7 protein-coding genes are annotated in these 17,129 nt (G+C 70.7%); 1 reads left to right on the top strand and 6 read right to left on the bottom strand.

The features are described from left to right. Nucleotides 1–100: 100 nt before the first annotated feature. On the top strand, nt 101–490 hold the full coding sequence (locus BCF44_RS30485; RefSeq protein WP_116177870.1) for a tetratricopeptide repeat protein: 390 nt from the start codon (nt 101–103) through the stop codon (nt 488–490). On the opposite strand, the gene BCF44_RS30480 is transcribed toward BCF44_RS30485, so the two are convergent. The 6 genes from BCF44_RS30480 to BCF44_RS30455 all read right to left on the bottom strand — a co-directional run bounded on the left by BCF44_RS30480 (nt 487) and on the right by BCF44_RS30455 (nt 16,977). Beyond that, complete coding sequence (locus BCF44_RS30480) at nt 487–1,365, bottom strand: lytic transglycosylase domain-containing protein (RefSeq protein ID WP_116177869.1); 879 nt, start codon at nt 1,363–1,365, stop codon at nt 487–489. The two genes, BCF44_RS30485 and BCF44_RS30480, sit on opposite strands and share 4 nt — an antisense overlap. A gap of 10 nt (nt 1,366–1,375) precedes the next feature. Beyond that, nucleotides 1,376–2,335, bottom strand: coding sequence for a nucleoside triphosphate pyrophosphohydrolase (locus BCF44_RS30475; RefSeq protein WP_116177868.1), 960 nt, complete (start codon nt 2,333–2,335; stop codon nt 1,376–1,378). Continuing rightward, the gene (locus BCF44_RS30470) at nt 2,332–3,330 is read right to left on the bottom strand and encodes a hypothetical protein (protein WP_147328698.1); all 999 of its coding nucleotides are present in this window, start codon (nt 3,328–3,330) and stop codon (nt 2,332–2,334) included. Before BCF44_RS30470 ends, BCF44_RS30475 begins: the two co-directional genes overlap by 4 nt. A gap of 21 nt (nt 3,331–3,351) precedes the next feature. Continuing rightward, the gene (mfd, locus tag BCF44_RS30465; protein WP_116177866.1) at nt 3,352–6,927 is read right to left on the bottom strand and encodes a transcription-repair coupling factor; all 3,576 of its coding nucleotides are present in this window, start codon (nt 6,925–6,927) and stop codon (nt 3,352–3,354) included. Between the two features lie 140 nt (nt 6,928–7,067). After that, nucleotides 7,068–7,358, bottom strand: a complete 291-nt coding sequence (locus BCF44_RS30460; protein ID WP_116177865.1) for a barstar family protein — start codon at nt 7,356–7,358, stop codon at nt 7,068–7,070. Nucleotides 7,359–7,362: 4 nt separating this feature from the next. Further along, the gene (locus BCF44_RS30455) at nt 7,363–16,977 is read right to left on the bottom strand and encodes a polymorphic toxin-type HINT domain-containing protein (protein ID WP_116177864.1); all 9,615 of its coding nucleotides are present in this window, start codon (nt 16,975–16,977) and stop codon (nt 7,363–7,365) included. Nucleotides 16,978–17,129 lie beyond the last annotated feature (152 nt).

Raw genomic sequence — 17,129 nt, 5'->3', positions numbered from 1 at the left:
AATATATCAAACCGCCGGTCGCACGCGCCACCTCTCGCCCGGGTAGTCCCCGGATGGTCCATCGAACTCGCAGCCGATCTTGCGTACTGTGGGAACGACCATGAGCGACAGCACCTTCGAGGCGTTCCGACGGGCCGAGGCGCTGGTGTCGAACGGCCGTCCGCTGGACGCGCTGCGCGAACTGCGTCCGGTGCTCGACGCCGAACCGGACCTGCCCAGCGTGGTGCAGCTCGCGGGCCGCGCCTACCTCAACTCCGCCCAGTTCCGGCGGGCCGAGGAGGCGTTCAGCCGACTCGTCGAGATGGACCCCAGCGACCACTACTCGCTGTTCGCGCTGGGCAAGACGCTGCAACGGCAGGGCCGGTTGTCCGAGGCGATCACCAAACTCCGGCTGGCGGTGGCGATGAGCCCGCTGCCCGAGTACCAGGAGGCATTGGGCGAGGTCAGCGCCCGCCTGGCCTTCCGCAACGAGAGACAGTCGGACAACTAGAACAACTTGCCGAGGCTGACCTTGCCGTAGGCGTCCGCGTTGCTGAAGACCTCCTGGCCGTAGGCCGTGGAGTTGTTGTACGTCAACACGGCCGACCACCAGTTCTTCGGCACGGACAGGTCGCCGCCCATCGCGCACAGGTAGCGGGCGGCGGTCATCGAGGCGTCGTCGATGTTCTGCGGATCGGCGGGCTTGCCGTCACCGCTGGCCCGCACGCCCCACCGGTGCCAGGTCGCCGGCGTGAACTGCATGGGGCCGACGGCGTGGTCCCACTTGGTGTCGCCGTCCAGCGCGCCCTGGTCGGTGTCCGGCACGGCCAGGAAGCCCGGTGAGCCGTCCAGCGCGGGCCCGATGATCGGCCGGGACTCCTCGCCGTTGGCCTGCACGCTGCCGGCGCCGTAGCGGCCGTGCTTGGACTCGACGCGGCCGACGCCCGCCAGCGTGGCCCAGGTGATGTGGCAGGCCGGGTTCTTGGCCTGGTAGGCGATGTCGGCGTTGGCGTACGCGAGCAGCACCCGCTCCGGAATGTCGCTGTAGTACGAGACGCGGTGCACCCAGCCCTGGAGGTTCTCCTTCGGCACGGCCGCGGCGGCGGGCGCCGGCGGCATGGCCGGGCCGGGGATGGTGGCGTCCTTGGCCACGTCCAGCGGCGGCACCTCGAACGGCGGCGGGCCGGTGGGCCCGGGCGGGGCCGGCGGGTTGGGGTGGCTCAGCCAGTTCACGGCGTACAGCGCGCCGCCGCCCAGCGCGAGGACCAGCGCGATCAGGAAGACCTTGCCGGCGATCTCGCCGCCGCGCCCGCGCCGGGGGCGCCGCGGCGGCGTCGGAAAGGATGGCGACTCGGCCTGCGAGCGCGGTGGGGTCGAGTAGGCCATGCGACCCAGGCTACGTGGCCTGCGGCCAGTGCCGGCGCCAATCCTCGGCGGTCAGCCGCGTGGCGTCCAGGCCTTCGGCCTTCGCCGAGAGCTCGGCGGCGCGCACGTCCCGCTCGAACCGCCGGGCGACGGACCGCAGCTCGCTCTCCGGGTCCTCGCCGGCCAGCTTGGCCACGGCGGTCACGCCGAACAGGGTCGAGCCGGTGTCGTCGCCGCCGGGCAGCAGGTCCACCGGCAGACCGACGCGGGCGACCCGCTGGGTGAGCTTGGCCGCCAGCGACACCGCGGGCTGGCCGAGCGCCACACCGTCCACACTGGACTCGCGCTTCTTCTCGGCCTGCTTGAGCTCCTCCCACCGCCGGTCGTGCCGGTCGAGTTCGAAGCCCTCCTCCTCGGTGGCGAACACGTGCGGGTGCCGGCCGACGAGCTTGTCCACCAGGTCGCCGGCGACCTTGTCGATGTCGAACGGGTCCTCGCCGTGCTCGGCCGCCACGCGGGCGTGAAACAGAACCTGCAACAGCACGTCGCCGAGCTCCTCGCGCAGCGCCGCCCGGTCGCCGTCCTCGATTGCCTCCAGCAGCTCGTAGGTCTCTTCGACCAGATACTGCCGCAGCGAGTCGTGGGTCTGCTCGGCGTCCCACGGGCAGCCGCCCGGCGAGCGCAGCCGGTCCATCACCGCCGCCGCGTCCAGCAGTCCCGCGCCGGCCGGCTCGGGCGTGGCGATCTTCGTCGCCCCCGCCGCCAGCAGTGCGGCAGCCGCCGGCTCGCTGTCGTCCGCCGCGATCAGCACCACGTCCGCGCCGGCCGACAGTTCCTCGGCGGCTACTTCCCGCGCACCGAGGGACCGTCGCAACTCCTCCGGCACGTCCTTGCCGGCGTACACCTCCGTCGCGGCACGCAGCGCGGGCAACGCGGCGGCCGGCAGCACGCCGGGCAGACGGGGGCTGAGCAGGACGACAACAGCGGTCACGGAGCCGAGGTTACCTTCGCGGTGAGAGTGGCGGTCTCGCCCTCGCTGGCCGACACCCCGCCGATCAACGGCTCCCACACGCCGAACCGCGGGTTCAGGTCGACGCCGACCTGCTGGGCGTAACGCACCATCATGTCGAAGCCGAACTGCCCCGCGAGCTGGCTGAGATCCTGGCCGCCGGCGCTGGAGCGCACGTTGTCCTGGATCTTCTGCACGTAGACCACGGCCCACACGCTCGGCGCGCCGCTGCCGGACTGGTCCTGCACCGGGAAGGCGACGACCGTCCCGGCGTCCGCGCCCCACAGCGGCTGGAGGGCCTGCGGCACGGCCGCGGCCGGGAACGTCTGGTCGATCGTCTTGCCCTTGTCGCTCGGGGTCGAGCCACCGTTGGCGACCATCGCCGCGTCGAGGATGGCCCCGTGCTGCTCGGGGTGCGCGACGATCTTGTCGACCAGTTGCTGCGCGCCGTTTCGATCAGGCGCGGCCCCGTAGCTGAGGGTGTAGACGGTGCTGCCGAGCTGCTTGGTGCCCAGCTGGCCCCACAGCAGGTTGTCCTTGGCGAACGTCTTGAGCAGGTCGCCCTTGACCGGGATGTTCGAGGGCTGGCCCAGCGTCGGGAACTGGCCGGACGCGGTGACCTGGTTGTACAGCTGGTCGACCTTGTCCTGGCCGACCGTGACGCCCATCTTCGCCGCCAGCTGGTTGGTCACCTCGTCCCACACCGCGTACTGCGCGATGGTGCGGGCGACCGGCGGGAACGCGCTCGGCTTCTGCTGCTGGAGCTTGCGCGCGTCCGCGCTGTCGGCCAACACGTCGGTGATGTTCTGCTGCACCGTCTGAAGGCTGACCGGGTGACCGCCGACCAGCGCGGCGGAACTGATCTGGGCCGCCGTGCCGCCCGGTCCGGCGCCACAGCCGGTGACCAGGGCACCGACAGCGGCGCAGGCGGCTAGCACGGTGATGGGACGGCGAATGGCGATCGTCACAGTGCGCACTCTCTCACAGTGAAGATGATCTCAACCAGCCGCCACCGGCTTCGGATTTCCGAGCAGTGACCCGATGAAGTGCGCGCACCAGTCCAGGAGCTCGGTGTCCCGCAGCGGCGGTGCGCCGATGCGGCCGCCGGCCGGACCCTCGGTCGGCCGCGGCACCGACACGATGTGCGTGGCCGCCTTGTACATGGCCTTCGGGTACAACCGCTTCATCCGGACCAGCTGCGAGTCCAGCAGCTCCATCGGCGCGAACCGGATCGAGCTGGCCTGGGTTGCCACCTCGGTCACCCCGTGCCGGCGGCACGCCTGCCGGAACCGGGCCACCGCCAGCAGCCGCTCCACCGGGGCCGGCGGCTGGCCGTAGCGGTCCTGGAGCTCCTCGCGGACGGCCTCCAGCGACGTCTCGTCGACCGCCGCCGCGATCTTGCGGTACGCCTCCAGCCGCAGCCGCTCCCCCGGCACGTAGTCGTGCGGGATGTGCGCGTCCACCGGCAGGTCCACCCGGACCTCGGCCAGCTCCTCGGAGTCCTCCTCGGACGGCGCGCCGGCGTGCTTGCGGAACGCCTCCACGGCCTCGCCGACCAGTCGCACGTAGAGGTCGAAGCCGACGCCGGCGATGTGCCCGGACTGCTCGGCGCCGAGGATGTTGCCGGCGCCGCGGATCTCCAGGTCCTTCATCGCCACGGCCATGCCGGCGCCCAGCTCGGTGTTCTGGGCGATGGTGGCCAGCCGGTCGTGCGCGGTCTCGGTGAGCGTGCCGTCCGGCGGGTACAGGAAGTAGGCGTAGCCGCGTTCCCGGGCCCGGCCGACCCGGCCGCGCAGCTGGTGCAGCTGGGCCAGGCCGAGCAGGTCGCCGCGCTCCACGATGAGCGTGTTGGCGTTGGAGATGTCCAGGCCGGTCTCGACGATGGTGGTGCACACCAGGACGTCGAACTCGCGCTCCCAGAAGCCGTCGATGATCTTCTCGAGGCGGTCCTCGTTCATCTGGCCGTGCGCGGTGGCGATGCGGGCCTCCGGCACCAGCTCGCGCAGCCGGCGGGCGGCCCGCTCGATCGAGGACACCCGGTTGTGCACGTAGAACACCTGGCCGTCGCGCAGCAGCTCGCGGCGGATGGCCGCGCCGACCTGCTTGTCGTCGTAGGCGCCGACGTAGGTGAGGATCGGGTGCCGCTCCTCGGGCGGGGTCAGGATGGTCGACATCTCGCGGATGCCGGCCAGGCTCATCTCCAGCGTGCGCGGGATCGGCGTCGCGGACATGGTCAGCACGTCCACGTGCGTGCGCAGCGCCTTGATGTGCTCCTTGTGCTCGACGCCGAAGCGCTGCTCCTCGTCCACGATGACCAGGCCGAGGTCCTTGTAGCGCAGGCCGGTCTGGAGCAGGCGGTGGGTGCCGATGACGATGTCGACCTCGCCGTCGGCCAGGCCGGCGATCACCTTCTCCGACTCCGACGGGTCGGTGAACCGGGACAGGCCCTTGACGTTCACCGGGAACTGCCGCATCCGCTCGCCGAAGGTGTTCAGGTGCTGCTGGGCCAGCAGCGTGGTCGGCACCAGCACGGCCACCTGCTTGCCGTCCTGCACCGCCTTGAACGCGGCGCGGACCGCGATCTCGGTCTTGCCGTAGCCGACGTCGCCGCAGATCACCCGGTCCATCGGGACCGCGCGCTCCATGTCGCCCTTCACCTCGTCGATGGCCGCCAGCTGATCGGCCGTCTCGGTGAACGGGAAGGCGTCCTCCAGCTCGCGCTGCCACGGCGTGTCCGCGCCGAAGGCGTGGCCGGGGGCGGACTGCCGGGCGGCGTAGAGCTGCACCAGCTCGGCGGCGATCTGCTTGACCGCCTTCTTGGCCTTGGCCTTGGTGTTCTTCCAGTCCGAGCCGCCGAGCTTGTTCAGCGTGGGCAGCTCGCCGCCGACGTAGCGGGAGACCTCGTCGAGCTGGTCGGTCGGCACGAACAGGCGGTCGCCCGGCTGGCCGCGCTTGCTCGCCGCGTACTCCAGCACCAGGTACTCGCGGGTGGCGCCGGCGACCGTGCGCTGCACCATCTCCACGTACCGGCCGATGCCGTGCTGCTCGTGCACGACGTAGTCGCCGGACTTGAGCGCCAGCGGGTCGACCGCGTTGCGGCGGCGGGACGGCATCTTGCGCATGTCCCGGGTGGACGTGCCGCCGCGGCCGCCGGTCAGGTCGGTCTCGGTGAGCACCACCAGGCCCAGGCCGCCGGCCTGGAAGCCGTCCTCCATCGAGCCGCGGGCCACCGTCACCACGCCCGGCTCCGGCGCCGTCTCCAGGCCGTTCTCCGCCAGCCGGGCCGGGACCTCGGCGTCGGTCATCTGCTCCACGGCGCGCTGCGCCGTGCCGGTGCCCGGCACCACCAGGACCGCCGTGCCGCCGGTCGCCGTGTGCGCGCGCAGGTCCGTGAAGGCCCGGTCCACCTCGCCGCGGTAGGACTCCACCGGCGCGAAGTCCAGGCGCAGCACGCCTTCGGCGTCCGAGGTGAGCTGGCTCAGCGTCCACCAGGCCCGGCCGCTGTCCACTGTGGTCGTCGCGACGTCGGCGAGCGCGCGGTAGGCCGAGGCGCCCAGGTCGATCGGCGCCTTGCCGCCGCCGGCCGCCGCCATCCAGGAGGCCTCCAGGAACTCCTGACCCGTGCGGACCAGGTCCTGGGCCCGGGTGCGGATCTTCTCCGGGTCGTTGACCAGCACGATCGTGCCCTGCGGCACGACCTCCGTGAGCAGTTGGAGCTCGCCCTCGCACAGCGCCGGGATCAGTGCCTCCATGCCCTCCACGGCGATGCCGTTGGACAGCTTGTCCAGCATCTCCGCCAGCTGCGCGTCCGCCTGGTGGTCCGCGGCCAGCGCCGCAGCCCTGGTCCTGACGTCGTCGGTGAGCAGCAGCTCGCGGCAGGGCGGGGCCGTGAAGGCCTGGATCTCGCCCGGCAGGGAGCGCTGGTCCGCCACCGAGAAGGCGCGGATCTCGCTGACCTCGTCGCCCCAGAACTCCACCCGCACCGGGTGCTCCGAGGTGGGCGGGAAGACGTCCAGGATGCCGCCCCGGACCGCGAACTCGCCGCGCTTCTCCACCATGTCCACGCGCACGTACGCCAGCTCCGCCAGCCGCTCCACCAGCTGGGCGAAGTCGTGCTCCGCGCCGACCTCCAGGTGCACCGGGGCCAGCTCGCCCAGCTGCGGCGCCATCGGCTGGATCAGGCTGCGGACCGTCGCGACGACCACCTTCAGCTGGCCCGCCGGGTGTTCCTCCGGATGGGCGAGGCGGCGCAGCACCTCCAGCCGGCGGCCCACCGTGTCCGCTCGGGGGGAGAGCCGCTCGTGCGGCAGCGTCTCCCAGGACGGGAACAGCTCCACCGCGTCGTTGCCGAGCAGGTCGGCCGCGATTGCCGCCAGCTCCTCGGACTCGCGGCCCGTGGCCGTGATCGCCAGCACCGGCCGCTCCGTGGCCAGGGCTGCCACCAACAGCGGCCGTCCCGCCGGCGGTCCCTCCAACTCCAGGCGCGGCGCGTCCACCGCCGCCAGCGCCTCACGCAGCGACTTGTCCGCGAGCACGGCGGTCAGCAGACCGGACAGTCGGCCGGGCTGGGTCACTTCGACAGTCCCCCTCGGGTGCACTTCGACACGCCACCAAGCCTAGGCCGCCGCACCGACAAGAACCGGCTGTGGTCCGAAATGCCAGGTGGCCGCCGCGGTTGGTGATCAACCACGGCGGCCACGGAGATCATTAGCGGCTACTCGACCACGAGGGTGAGCCGGTCCACGTGACCACGCGCCACGTCCCACTCCTCGGCCCGGCGGATCACCGCCACTATCGCGTCGAATGCCTCTGGCCCGAAGCGGTCGCGGCTGACGTCCGCGTCCTGCCACACGATGTCCACCGGCCGCTCCACGTCGGTGGACAGGCGATCCCACAAGGCCGACAGGTTCGCGCCGTAGTACGGACCGAAGTCCAGCTCCTGGGCGAGGACCCGGTGCAGCCCCGCGACGTCGCGAATCTGTGCGCCCTCGATGACCACTCGCATGCGCTCACTTCCAATTCGGCAGCTGGTAGAACGTCTCGTAGTGGTCGGAGGTCACGTAGGCCAATCCGTCGTCGGAGTACAGCAGCCGCCATCCGGGCTGCTTGGACCGCTTCATCATCGGACTGATGCCGACATCGGCTTCGTACCAGGTGCGGCCGGGCGCTTCGGGCAGGAGATGGTCGTCGTTTCGGTACGTGTCGCCGCCGATCTGGCGTCCAGGAGCGTAGTTGTTCAGCGCCTTGCCCGGCTGCCAGCCGAGCTTCTCGGCCTCATCCTTGGTGATGTACTCCGCGGGAAGCCGCCCGGTCGAACGCAGGCTGTCCACAGCGGAGTTCGCGGCCTCCGCCGCGGACAGATCCTGATAGAGCTTGATGCACGTCGAGTTGTGCACCAGCACCGGGTCGGCGCCGACGAGGACGTAGAACGTGTGCAGGGTGTCGACGGTGAGGTTGTAGACCCGCGTCGTCTCGTCGTGGGTGCGCAGACCGTTGACGACGACGGTGCGGCCGTCGTCGGTGAGCAGGTGCTCGCCGGCCTTGAGTTGACCGGCGTTCGCCCACCGCCCGAGGTCCACCACCCAGAACGGGTGGTTGTCGGTGGCGGTGACGGAACCGGACTTGCCGTCGTCGGTGACGTCGACGTCGACGAGGTGCTTGAGGCCCTGGCCGACGATGACGTCGGTGACGGGCTCGTCGGCGGTCTTGCCGGTGGTGGGATCGGTGGCGCGAACCCGGTCTCCGACCTCGACGGAATCGATGGGCTTGGTCGAGCCGTCGGCCATCTCGACCGAGGTGTCGCCGGCGAAGCTGTTCGCGCCGGTCAGACAGGCCCCACCCGGACCGGCATCGTCGCCGAGTCGGGGCGCGATCCGGTCGGCGTCGCCCGCCAGTGAACTGAGGAACTTGACGTCGCTGGCGAACGGGATGGCGCTGACCCCGGCCGGCACGGCATTCGCCCAGTCGCCCTCGAGGCCGTACCAGAGCGCGTTGAGGCCGCCGGCGATCGAGCCCAGACCCGGAATGAGGCTTGACGTGTCGAGAATGCCGTGGCCGGCGGCCTCGAGCCGATCGCCGAGCGGCGCCCGGCCGCCGATGCAGGTGGAGCAGTCGGTCGGGGCGACGTCGGACGGTCCGGCGTCCTTGACCGTCTGGATCACAGGCTGGTTTCCGGTGACGGCCTGTTGCAACTGCTGCGCCTGCGTGGCGTTGTCGGCGATGACGTTCGTGGATTGCGCGACCTGGTTGGCCGGCAGCGACGGGGTCGCCGACACGGGCGGTGCCTGCTGCGTGTAATGCGGCTCCTGCAACGCCTTGGGCACAGGAATCGGATTGTTCTGGGCGGCCTGCTGCTGCGCCTGCCGCGCGGCGATCGCCGGGTCGGGCGGTGCGGGGGCGGGCCCGAAGTCGCACGCGTAGCCGGAACAGCTGCCGGCGCCGGTGCCGCCGCCCCAACTGCCGGGCGAACCGCCGGGGGTGGGCGGGTTGTTGCCGCCTCCACCGCCGCAGTTGCCGCTGCACGGACGGATGAACGTGATGTTCTTCTTGCCGCGCCTGACCGTCGGGTCCGGCGGAGGCGCCGGCGCGAAGATCGCGGTGGAGAGCCAGGAGATGCCGATGACGGCGACCGCGATCAGACACCACGGGCAGTGGCCGGAGGGGTCGGTGTAGTTCGTCGGAGCGCCGAGGCCGTAGCTGTAGCGGTTCGGGTCGCTGGCGATCTGGATGCTGTCGCGGGAGTCGAAGCCGCCGGCGGATGGGTTGTACCACCGCGCGCCCATGTGCACCTGGGCGGTGTCGGGATCGGTGTAGGCGCCCTGGAAGCCGATCGACTGCTGCGTGCCGGAGGTGGCTGTCACCTGGCCGAACGGGTCGTACGCGGCGGAGTGCGACAGCCCGGTGTTGCCGTCGCCGGGCGCGAACCCGGCGACCACGTCGTCGTGCTTGTCGGAGATGGTGAGCTGCTTGTCGTTCCCGTTGCCGGTAGCGAGCAGCTCGCCGCTTGGGGCGCGGCTGTAGGTGCTGGTGCCGTCGCCGGCGATCTGGTCGCCCAGCCCGGAGTAGCTGAACGTCTGTCCATTGCGGACGGCGAGCCGGTCGAGACCGTCGTAGGTGTAGCTCGACGACCCGTCGCCGACCATGCGGTCGAAGGCGTCGAACGACATCTTCTCGGTCAGGCCGGAACTGGTCCGCGACGCCAGCGTGCCGCGAGGCGTGTACGTGTAGGTGTAGTCGCCGTCGGACAGCAGCCGGTTGCGCTGGTCGTAGCTGGCGGTCTTGCTGCCGGCCTGCACCCGGTTGCCAGCGTCGTCCCAGCCGTAGGAGGTCGTCTTCCCGCCGGCGGTCCACGAGACCATCCGACCGGCGTAGTCGTAGCCGTAGCTGTTCGTGCCGGCGCCGGCGGTGCCGGCGGTGTCCTTCTCGGTGAGGTTGTCGGCGGCGTCATAGCCGTAGCTGACGGACGCGAGGACCGAGCCGCCAGCGGTCTTTGTGGTGTCTGAGGTGATCCGGCCCAGGTCGTCGTAGCTGTAACCACGTGACTGCCCGGACGAGTAGGCGACGCTGTCAACGGCGCCGGCCGCGTCGTAGTGCGCGGTTTGCACGACGCCGGTGATGCCGTCCTGGACGGAGGCGATCCGACCGTTCACGTAGTGGTAGACGGCCTTTCCGGCGGCGTCGGACCTGGTGGCCGTCCGGCCGTCGGCGTCGTAGGAGAACGTGGAGTCCGCGCCGCTGCCGGTGGTCGACAGGACGTCGCCCCGGTCGTCGTAGCCGACGGTCTCCGTGCCACCTGGCGCGGACACCGACGTCAGCCGGCCGGCGTCGTCGTAGCCGAGCACCCGGTCCGCGGTCGCGGCCTCGGCGCCGCTGCCGGTCTGCTTCACCATCCGGTTGAGCTCGTCGAACGTGCTGGCGGTGGCGACGCCGCCGGGGGCGGTGACGCCGACGACGTTGCCGGCGGCGTCGTAGCTGGCCGTCCAGGTCGCGGCCGGCTGCGTGGCGGTCGCCGGCTCGGTGACGGACTCCTTCAGCCCGAGGCTGTTGTACGTGGTGACGGTCGCGTTGCCACGGCCGTCGGTGAGGCGCGACTGCCGGCCCGCCGCGTCGTAGCCGTACGAGGTCGTGACGGACTTCGTGTCGGACACCGGCTCGGTCTGCTGCACGACCTGGTTCGCCGCGTTGTACGCGAACGCGGTCGTGTGGTTGAGGGCGTCCGTGACCGACAGCAGGTTGCCGGCCGGGTCGTAGGCCGCCGACGTGTCGCGCAGGTGGGTGCTACCACCCTTCCAGTCCGAAGTGGACACGGCGCGGCCCGCCTGGTCGTAGTTCGTCCAGTGGTTGCGGCTCAAGGCATCCGACACGAGCACGGTGCGACCAGCGAGGTCGTAGCCGTACTGGGTGGTAACGCCGGCGGCGTCGGTGGTGCTGGTCTGCTCGCCGGCCCCGTCAAACGTGGCCGTGGACTTCTCGCCGGCCGGGGTGGTCACGGAGATCGGGTGGCCGATGTCGTCGTAGCCGTAGGAGGTGGTGTAGGCGGCGGGCTGCGGGACCCGCTCCAACTCCGCGGAGGTGACCATCCGACCGAGGTCGTCGTACGTGGCGGTGGTGGTCGCGCCGCCGGGCACGGTGCTCTGCAGCAGCTCGCCGTCGTAGTCGTACTGGAACACCGACGCCCGCGAACCCGGCTCTTCGGTCCGCACGAGCCGGCCCAACTGGTCGTAGGCGTGCTTGGTGGCGTTGCCGCGCGGATCGGTCTCCGTGACGACGTGGCCGAGCGAGTCGTACGCCAGCGTCGTCGTCGGGGTGATCGCGGTGGTCGTGCCGGGCGCGGTGTAGCTCGGCGCGATCTGGCTGACCTGCCGGCCGTCCTGGTCGTACTCGGCGCGACTGATATTGCCGACCGGGTCCTTGGCCGCAACCTGGTCGCCGAAAGTGTCGAGTCCGACGGTCGTGGCCGGCCGCTGCGTGCTCGGCTGGCCGCCGTTGGATTCCACGGCGACAGGCGGCAGCGTCTGGCCGATCTGCCGACCTCGTTCGTCGTAGCGGTACGACGTGGTGAACGCGGTGCGGTCGGCGTTGGCGACGTTGCCCCGCGGGTCGGTCGTGGCGGTCATCAGGCCGCGCTGGTCGTACGCGTACGACGTGGTCAGGTTCGCGGAGCTGTTGTGCACCACCTGGCTCGTCTGCCGCCCGGCGGAGTCGTAGCCGTAGTCGACGACCTCGGCGGTGTCGGGGCTGAACGGACCGGCGTTCGATCGGTTGCCGGTGCGCACCACGCTGGTCACCGCGCCGTTGAGGTTGTACGTGTAGCTCGTCTTGCGCATCAGGACGGTGGGGTCGACGGTGGTGGTGGCGATGCGCCCAACGGCGTCGTACGTGGTCGCCGTGGTGGCCTTGCCGCCGCCGGCGACATCCTTGACCACCTTGCCAGCGGCGTCGTAGCTGTAGTCGTGCAGCACGATGTCGCGGGTGGTGTCGTTCGAGTGGAAGCCCACCTGGATCACCTGGTGCACCAGATCATCGTTGTAGTAGGTGTATTTGGTGGTGCGCCCCATGGCATCGGTGTCACGCACCAAGCGCCCTCCCAGGTCGTAGGCATACGAGCGCAGCGGCAAGTCGTCCTTCGGCGACGTGTCGCCGTTGCCGTCGCCACCGCTGCCGGTCACGCCGCTCAGCGCCGCGCCCGTCCACCCGACGAGCACCACCTCGGCCAGTTGGTTGCGCGCCGTGTACAGGAACTTCGTCTTGGTGCCGGCGGGATCGACCGTCCACACGCGATTGCCGAACGCGTCGTGTCCGTAGCTGGTCGCGTTGCCCAACGCGTCGGTCTGCTTGCTGACCAAATTGTGCGCGTCGTACTCGTAGCTGACCGAGCGGGGCTTGTCGCCGCCGGTGAGGTCGGTGACCTCCGTCTTGGCGACATTGCCGTCAGCGTCGTAAGTGGTCGTGCTGCGCGCGGTGTGCTTGACCCCGGTGACGGCGTCGGTGGTGGCCGGCTGCGTCACCGTACGGATCCGGGACAGCACGTCGTAGGTGAACTGCGTGGTGGCACCGGCGGGCTGGCTGTCCGAGACCTGGGTCTGGGTCAGCACCCGGCCCTGGCTGTCGTAGGTGTACTTCGTGACCAGGCCCGACGCGCTGGTGGCCTGGGCGAGCGTGCCGTCGAGGAAGTAGTTGTACGTCGTCACCGCGCCCATGGCGTCGGTCGAGGTCATCACCAGACCGGCCGGCACACAGGGGCAGAAGCCGGGCGCGGAGCCGGACATGCCCGTGGCCGGGTCGATGGCCTCGCGCCCGGTGGTGTACGTGTGCTTGACCTTGCCGCCGTCGGCGGTGGTCTGCGTGTCGAGCAGACCGGTCGCGGTGTAGGACACGGACGTCAGGTACGTGGAGTCGGTCGCGTTCGCCGACCGCGCGTCCCTGGTCGCGACCGGCTTGTCGTTGCGCGGATCGGTCGCGCTGTCGGCGTTGAGGAAGTAGTCGACGTACGCGGTCTGGCAGTCGGTCTGCGCAGTGCGGCACGTCTTCTTGGAGACGACGTTGCCGCGCTTGTCGTAGGCGAGAGTGACCTGGTCGCCGTTCTCGTCGGTGATGGTGTTCTGGAAGCCGCTCGAGTCGTACGAGTACGTGCGCACGCCCTCACCCGCGACCGGGCCGCCGACCCAGGTGGGGTCGCCGCCGACCGGGCCGCCGCAGAAGATCGGGCCGCCGTCGGTCGGTGTGGTGCAGGTGTCGGTCGGGGTGGGTGTGGTCGTGGTGGTCGCGCCCGGCGTGTCCTCCGGCCGCACGCCCTGGCCCAGCGGGGCGATGGACCGCACGATGCGGCCGCGCAGCGGGTCGTAGTCGTACTCGTGCGGGCGGCCGGCCGGGTCGCGCACCGACGCGACCTTGATCGGATTGTCGGCGGAGCCGGTGGTGGTCGGCACGGCCAGCGTCCACACGCCGCCGTTCGCGTCGGTGTACTGGCGCACCCGGTCGTTGGTGACGTCGTAGGTCGCCGCCGCGCCGATCTTGCCGCTGGGCAGGGTGATCTTGTCGAGCTCGTCGCTGCCGCCGGCCGCCGCGAACTGCGCCGCCACCGCCGGCTGGCCGAGCGGGTGCTCGTAGAACGCGACCTCGGCCAGATCGCCGGCGTAGTACTGCCACTGCCCGCCGGAGGTGCCCGGCCAGTCGCCCGGGTTGACGATGAAGTCCGCGCCCAGCTGGTTCTTGTCCATGTCGAGGGCGTTGATGGCGCCGTCGAGCGAGCCGACCAGCGTGCCGTCCAGGTACATCTGCTGGGTGGTCATCGCGCCGGTGAGCACGACCTGGTGCCACTTGCCGTCGTTGACGGTCCCGCCAGTGGTGATCGGCGCGACGTGGCCGGTCCAGAGCTGCCCGCGCAGCTTGCCGTCGGTGCCCACGTAGAGCATCGGCACGGCGGCGGTCGGCGCCTTGTCCCCGCCCAGCGGCTGGTTCTGGTACGCGACCAACGGCCCGGACTTCGCGGTCCGGAACCACAGCGACACGGCCAGGTTCCGGTCCTTGCGCAGGGTCCCGGCCGGCAGCGTGACCGCCGACGACGTGCCGTCGAAGGTGGCGGCGGACGAGCCGGCGACCGGGCCGGCCGCGCCGAGCGTGACGTTCTTGTACGTCCCCTTGTCGGCGCCGAGGTTGACGCCGACCTCGCTGCGGGCGTCCGGGCCGGAGCTGTCGCCCAGCCGCCAGTACGAGTCGGGCTTGCCGTCCAGCACGGCGCTGCGGTAATGCGAGCCCGCCTCGTAGTTGTAGGTCGTGCAGTCGGACAGCGGGTCGCAGACCTTGGTCAGTTTGTCGCCGTCGTAGCTGTAGCTCCAGGTCGGCGCCGTGCCGCTGGCCTGCTCGACGGTGACCGCGGTGACGTGCGCGCCGGCCCACGTGAAGGCCAGGCCCAGCCCGGTCTGACCGGGCTGCGGCGACGGACGCCGCACCGCGGCGAGCTTGCCGCCGGTGTAGGTGAGCACGATCGTGCGGCCCTGGCTGTCGGCGATCGAGGACAGCTTGTCGGCCACGAACTCGTACTTGGTGGCGGACTTGTCGACGAGGTCCCACACGGTGTCGCTGGGGTGGGTCAGCGAGGCGTACCGGCCGTCCGGCGGCGCGTACGTGCCGTCCGGGTTGAGGCCGAACCGCACCTGCTGCCCGTCGGGATAGGTGACCACGACGTTGCCGGAGTTGTCGTTGTCCGGCACCACGGACATGTCGTACTGGGTCGCCCAGCCTGCGCCGAAGGCGTTGGCGCGCCGGGGATCCAGGCTGTTGTACGTGCGTGCGACGGAGATCTGCGGTCCGGTGAACGCCAGCGCCGCGTCCAGCGCGCTCCGGTAGAAGTTGCCGACCTGTGGGTCGAAGTCGTTGCTGTCGGTGCTGTACGGGGCGTTGCCCAGGTGCGAGGTGATCTCCGGCTGCGGCACCGCGGTCAGCAACGCGCTGTAGGGCAGCGTCTGGCTCTCGTCGGTGCCGTCGAACGCGAAGGCCCGCCACACGTACGCCTTGCTCCAGCTGAGTTTGCCGGCCGGCACGGTCCAGGTGTCGGACGGAATGTGGCCGGAGTCGAAGCAGCCGGTCGGGTTGCCGGCGCTGTCCTGCGCGCAGACCTCGAACCGGTACTGCAACGAGGTGTTGGGCGGGGCGTCGATCTTGACCGCGTCGGCCCACAGCTGTGGCGTCAGCGTCGGCGCGGAGTAGCCGTTGGGCGGGTACTGGGCGCGCACGACCGGCGGGATGTTGTAGACCCGCATCACCAGCCGCGCCGGTGGGATCTGCTCGTCGGTGAAGAACGGGCCGCCCACCTTGAGCATGCTGAAGTCGAGGTAGTAGTCGCCGGGATCGAGCGCCTGGATGGTCGCGTCCAGGCTCACCGACTGGCCGCGGGCGACGTTGCCGGGCAGCGTCGCCGCCTCCTTGGAGGCGACCGGGCGGCCGGCACTGGTGTAGACGCGGTAGCCCAGCTTGTACGTGGTCGGCGTCCAGGTCTCCAGGCCGCGGTTGGTGACCGTGATCTTGATCTGGCCGCTCGTGGTGCGGGTGACCGGCGGGGTCGGCACCGGCTGGGTGATGTTGTAGTCGGCGTTGTACGGCGTGTGCGTGACGAACAGCTTGGGCGGGTTGGCGGTCGAGGCGCCGGTGAACTTCTTCCAGCCGTAGCTGTCGGTGTCGGAGGCCCGCACGGCCAGGCCGTGGTTGGTCATGGTGCCGTTGACCCACGCCTGCACCACGTCCCGGCCGGCCGGGCCGAGGTCGATGCCCTCGCCGGCCACCGGGCAGTCGGATCGACTCTGTCCGGAGGCGATGTAGCCGTGGGCGAAGGAGGACTCGGCGAGCTCGGGGCCGACACTCGGGTTGCCGCTCCACTCCGAGTTGACCGCGTGCACGGACACCGGCTTCGGCTGGCACGACCAGGACCAGTCGTTCACCAGGTACAGCTGCGCGCCGAAGATCTTCTCGTTGCGCAGCCGGCTCTCGATGCCGTCGAACTTCAGGTACGTGGCGGTGTGCAGGTTGTCGTCACCGTCGAAGCCGGTCTTCAGCTCGGTGCCGCCGTCGTTCTGGACGCCGTTCTGGGTGTACATCGCGGCGCTGGCGTTCGGGCTGTCCACCGACGGGTCGACCACCACCGGGTACTGGCGGGCCGGGTCGTTGAGCCAGTTCTGGTCCAGGTCGACCCGCAGGCCGCCGGGCGCCAGGTGGTAGCTCACGCCGGTGGAGCTGGCGGGATCGCCGGTGTGCGGGTTGCGGCTGGCGTCGGACATCGAGCCGGCCGGGATGCTCGCTCGCTCCTTGCCGGCGGCGTCGACCAGCGCGACCCGGCCGTCCACCAGCTTCGCGGTCAAACCCCTGAGCTGCAACGGGAACAGGAAGCTGTGCGGTGCGTTACGCGAGGCCAGCACCAGCGATTCCTTCACCCCGCCGGGCTTTACGTCCAGGCGCAGGTCGGTGTCGGCCAGGACACGGGGGTAGGTGACGGCGCTGCCCTGAGTCTGACCGGAGACCGGCTGCGCACCGTCGAGGCCGTACGCGAACACGTGGTCGCCGTCGAGGCCGAAGCTGACCATGCCGCTGCCGCCGGCGTGGCCGGCGAAACGCGAGGAGACCTCGTCTGAGGCGTTGCGCCAGCCGTCGTTGTCCGACACCAGGGTGGTGTCGATCGCCTGCCAGCTGCCGTCGGGCTTGCGGTAGTTGACCGGGTCCTTGCTGAACGCCGTGGTCTCGGTGCCGTCGGTGTTGCGGTACGTCGTCTGGTTCCGGCCGCTCTCGGTGGGAACTTCCTTGCTGGTGGCGGGATCGAAGCCGCGCACCGCGCTCTGACCGTTGGTGGCACTGGCGGTGTTGGGCTTCGGCGCGGCCGCCGGGAACTTGATCGACGGGTAGTCGGCCCGCAGCCCGCGGGCGGCCTGCTGGTTGCCGGCCCCGGTGGCCACGATGTGGTCGTGCTCGCCCGGCTGCCGGGTCGCGGGATCGTCGGCCGAGCCCGGGCGCTGCTTCGGCGCCAGCGACAGCGCGTCGGCCAGCGCGGGCAGGTCGCCGAACAGCGGCGGCGTCACCTGGGCCGCGGTCGGACCGAACACCGCGACCACCAGCACCACCACGAGCAGATTGACCACGGTTCGCGTCCGGCGCCCGTATGGACGCGCGTCATCGCCAGCAGCCACGAAATTCTCCCCCCTGAAACACACGCCTACCGAGATAGCGCGTCGACAGGATGCGCCAACAACCCCGATAAAGGCAAGGCAAAATACCGCATAACACGCCTTTA

It is taken from the genome of Kutzneria buriramensis (genome assembly GCF_003387475.1).
GTDB lineage: Bacteria > Actinomycetota > Actinomycetes > Mycobacteriales > Pseudonocardiaceae > Kutzneria > Kutzneria buriramensis.
This window is presented reverse-complemented; position numbering and strand designations above follow the sequence as displayed.

What these genes read in the sequence shown, in the direction of transcription:
- BCF44_RS30485 (WP_116177870.1), top strand. Translation starts at nt 101, where the DNA reads ATGAGCGACAGCACCTTCGAGGCGTTCCGACGGGCCGAGGCGCTGGTG.
- BCF44_RS30480 (WP_116177869.1), bottom strand. Translation starts at nt 1,365, where the DNA reads ATGGCCTACTCGACCCCACCGCGCTCGCAGGCCGAGTCGCCATCCTTT.
- BCF44_RS30460 (WP_116177865.1), bottom strand. Translation starts at nt 7,358, where the DNA reads ATGCGAGTGGTCATCGAGGGCGCACAGATTCGCGACGTCGCGGGGCTG.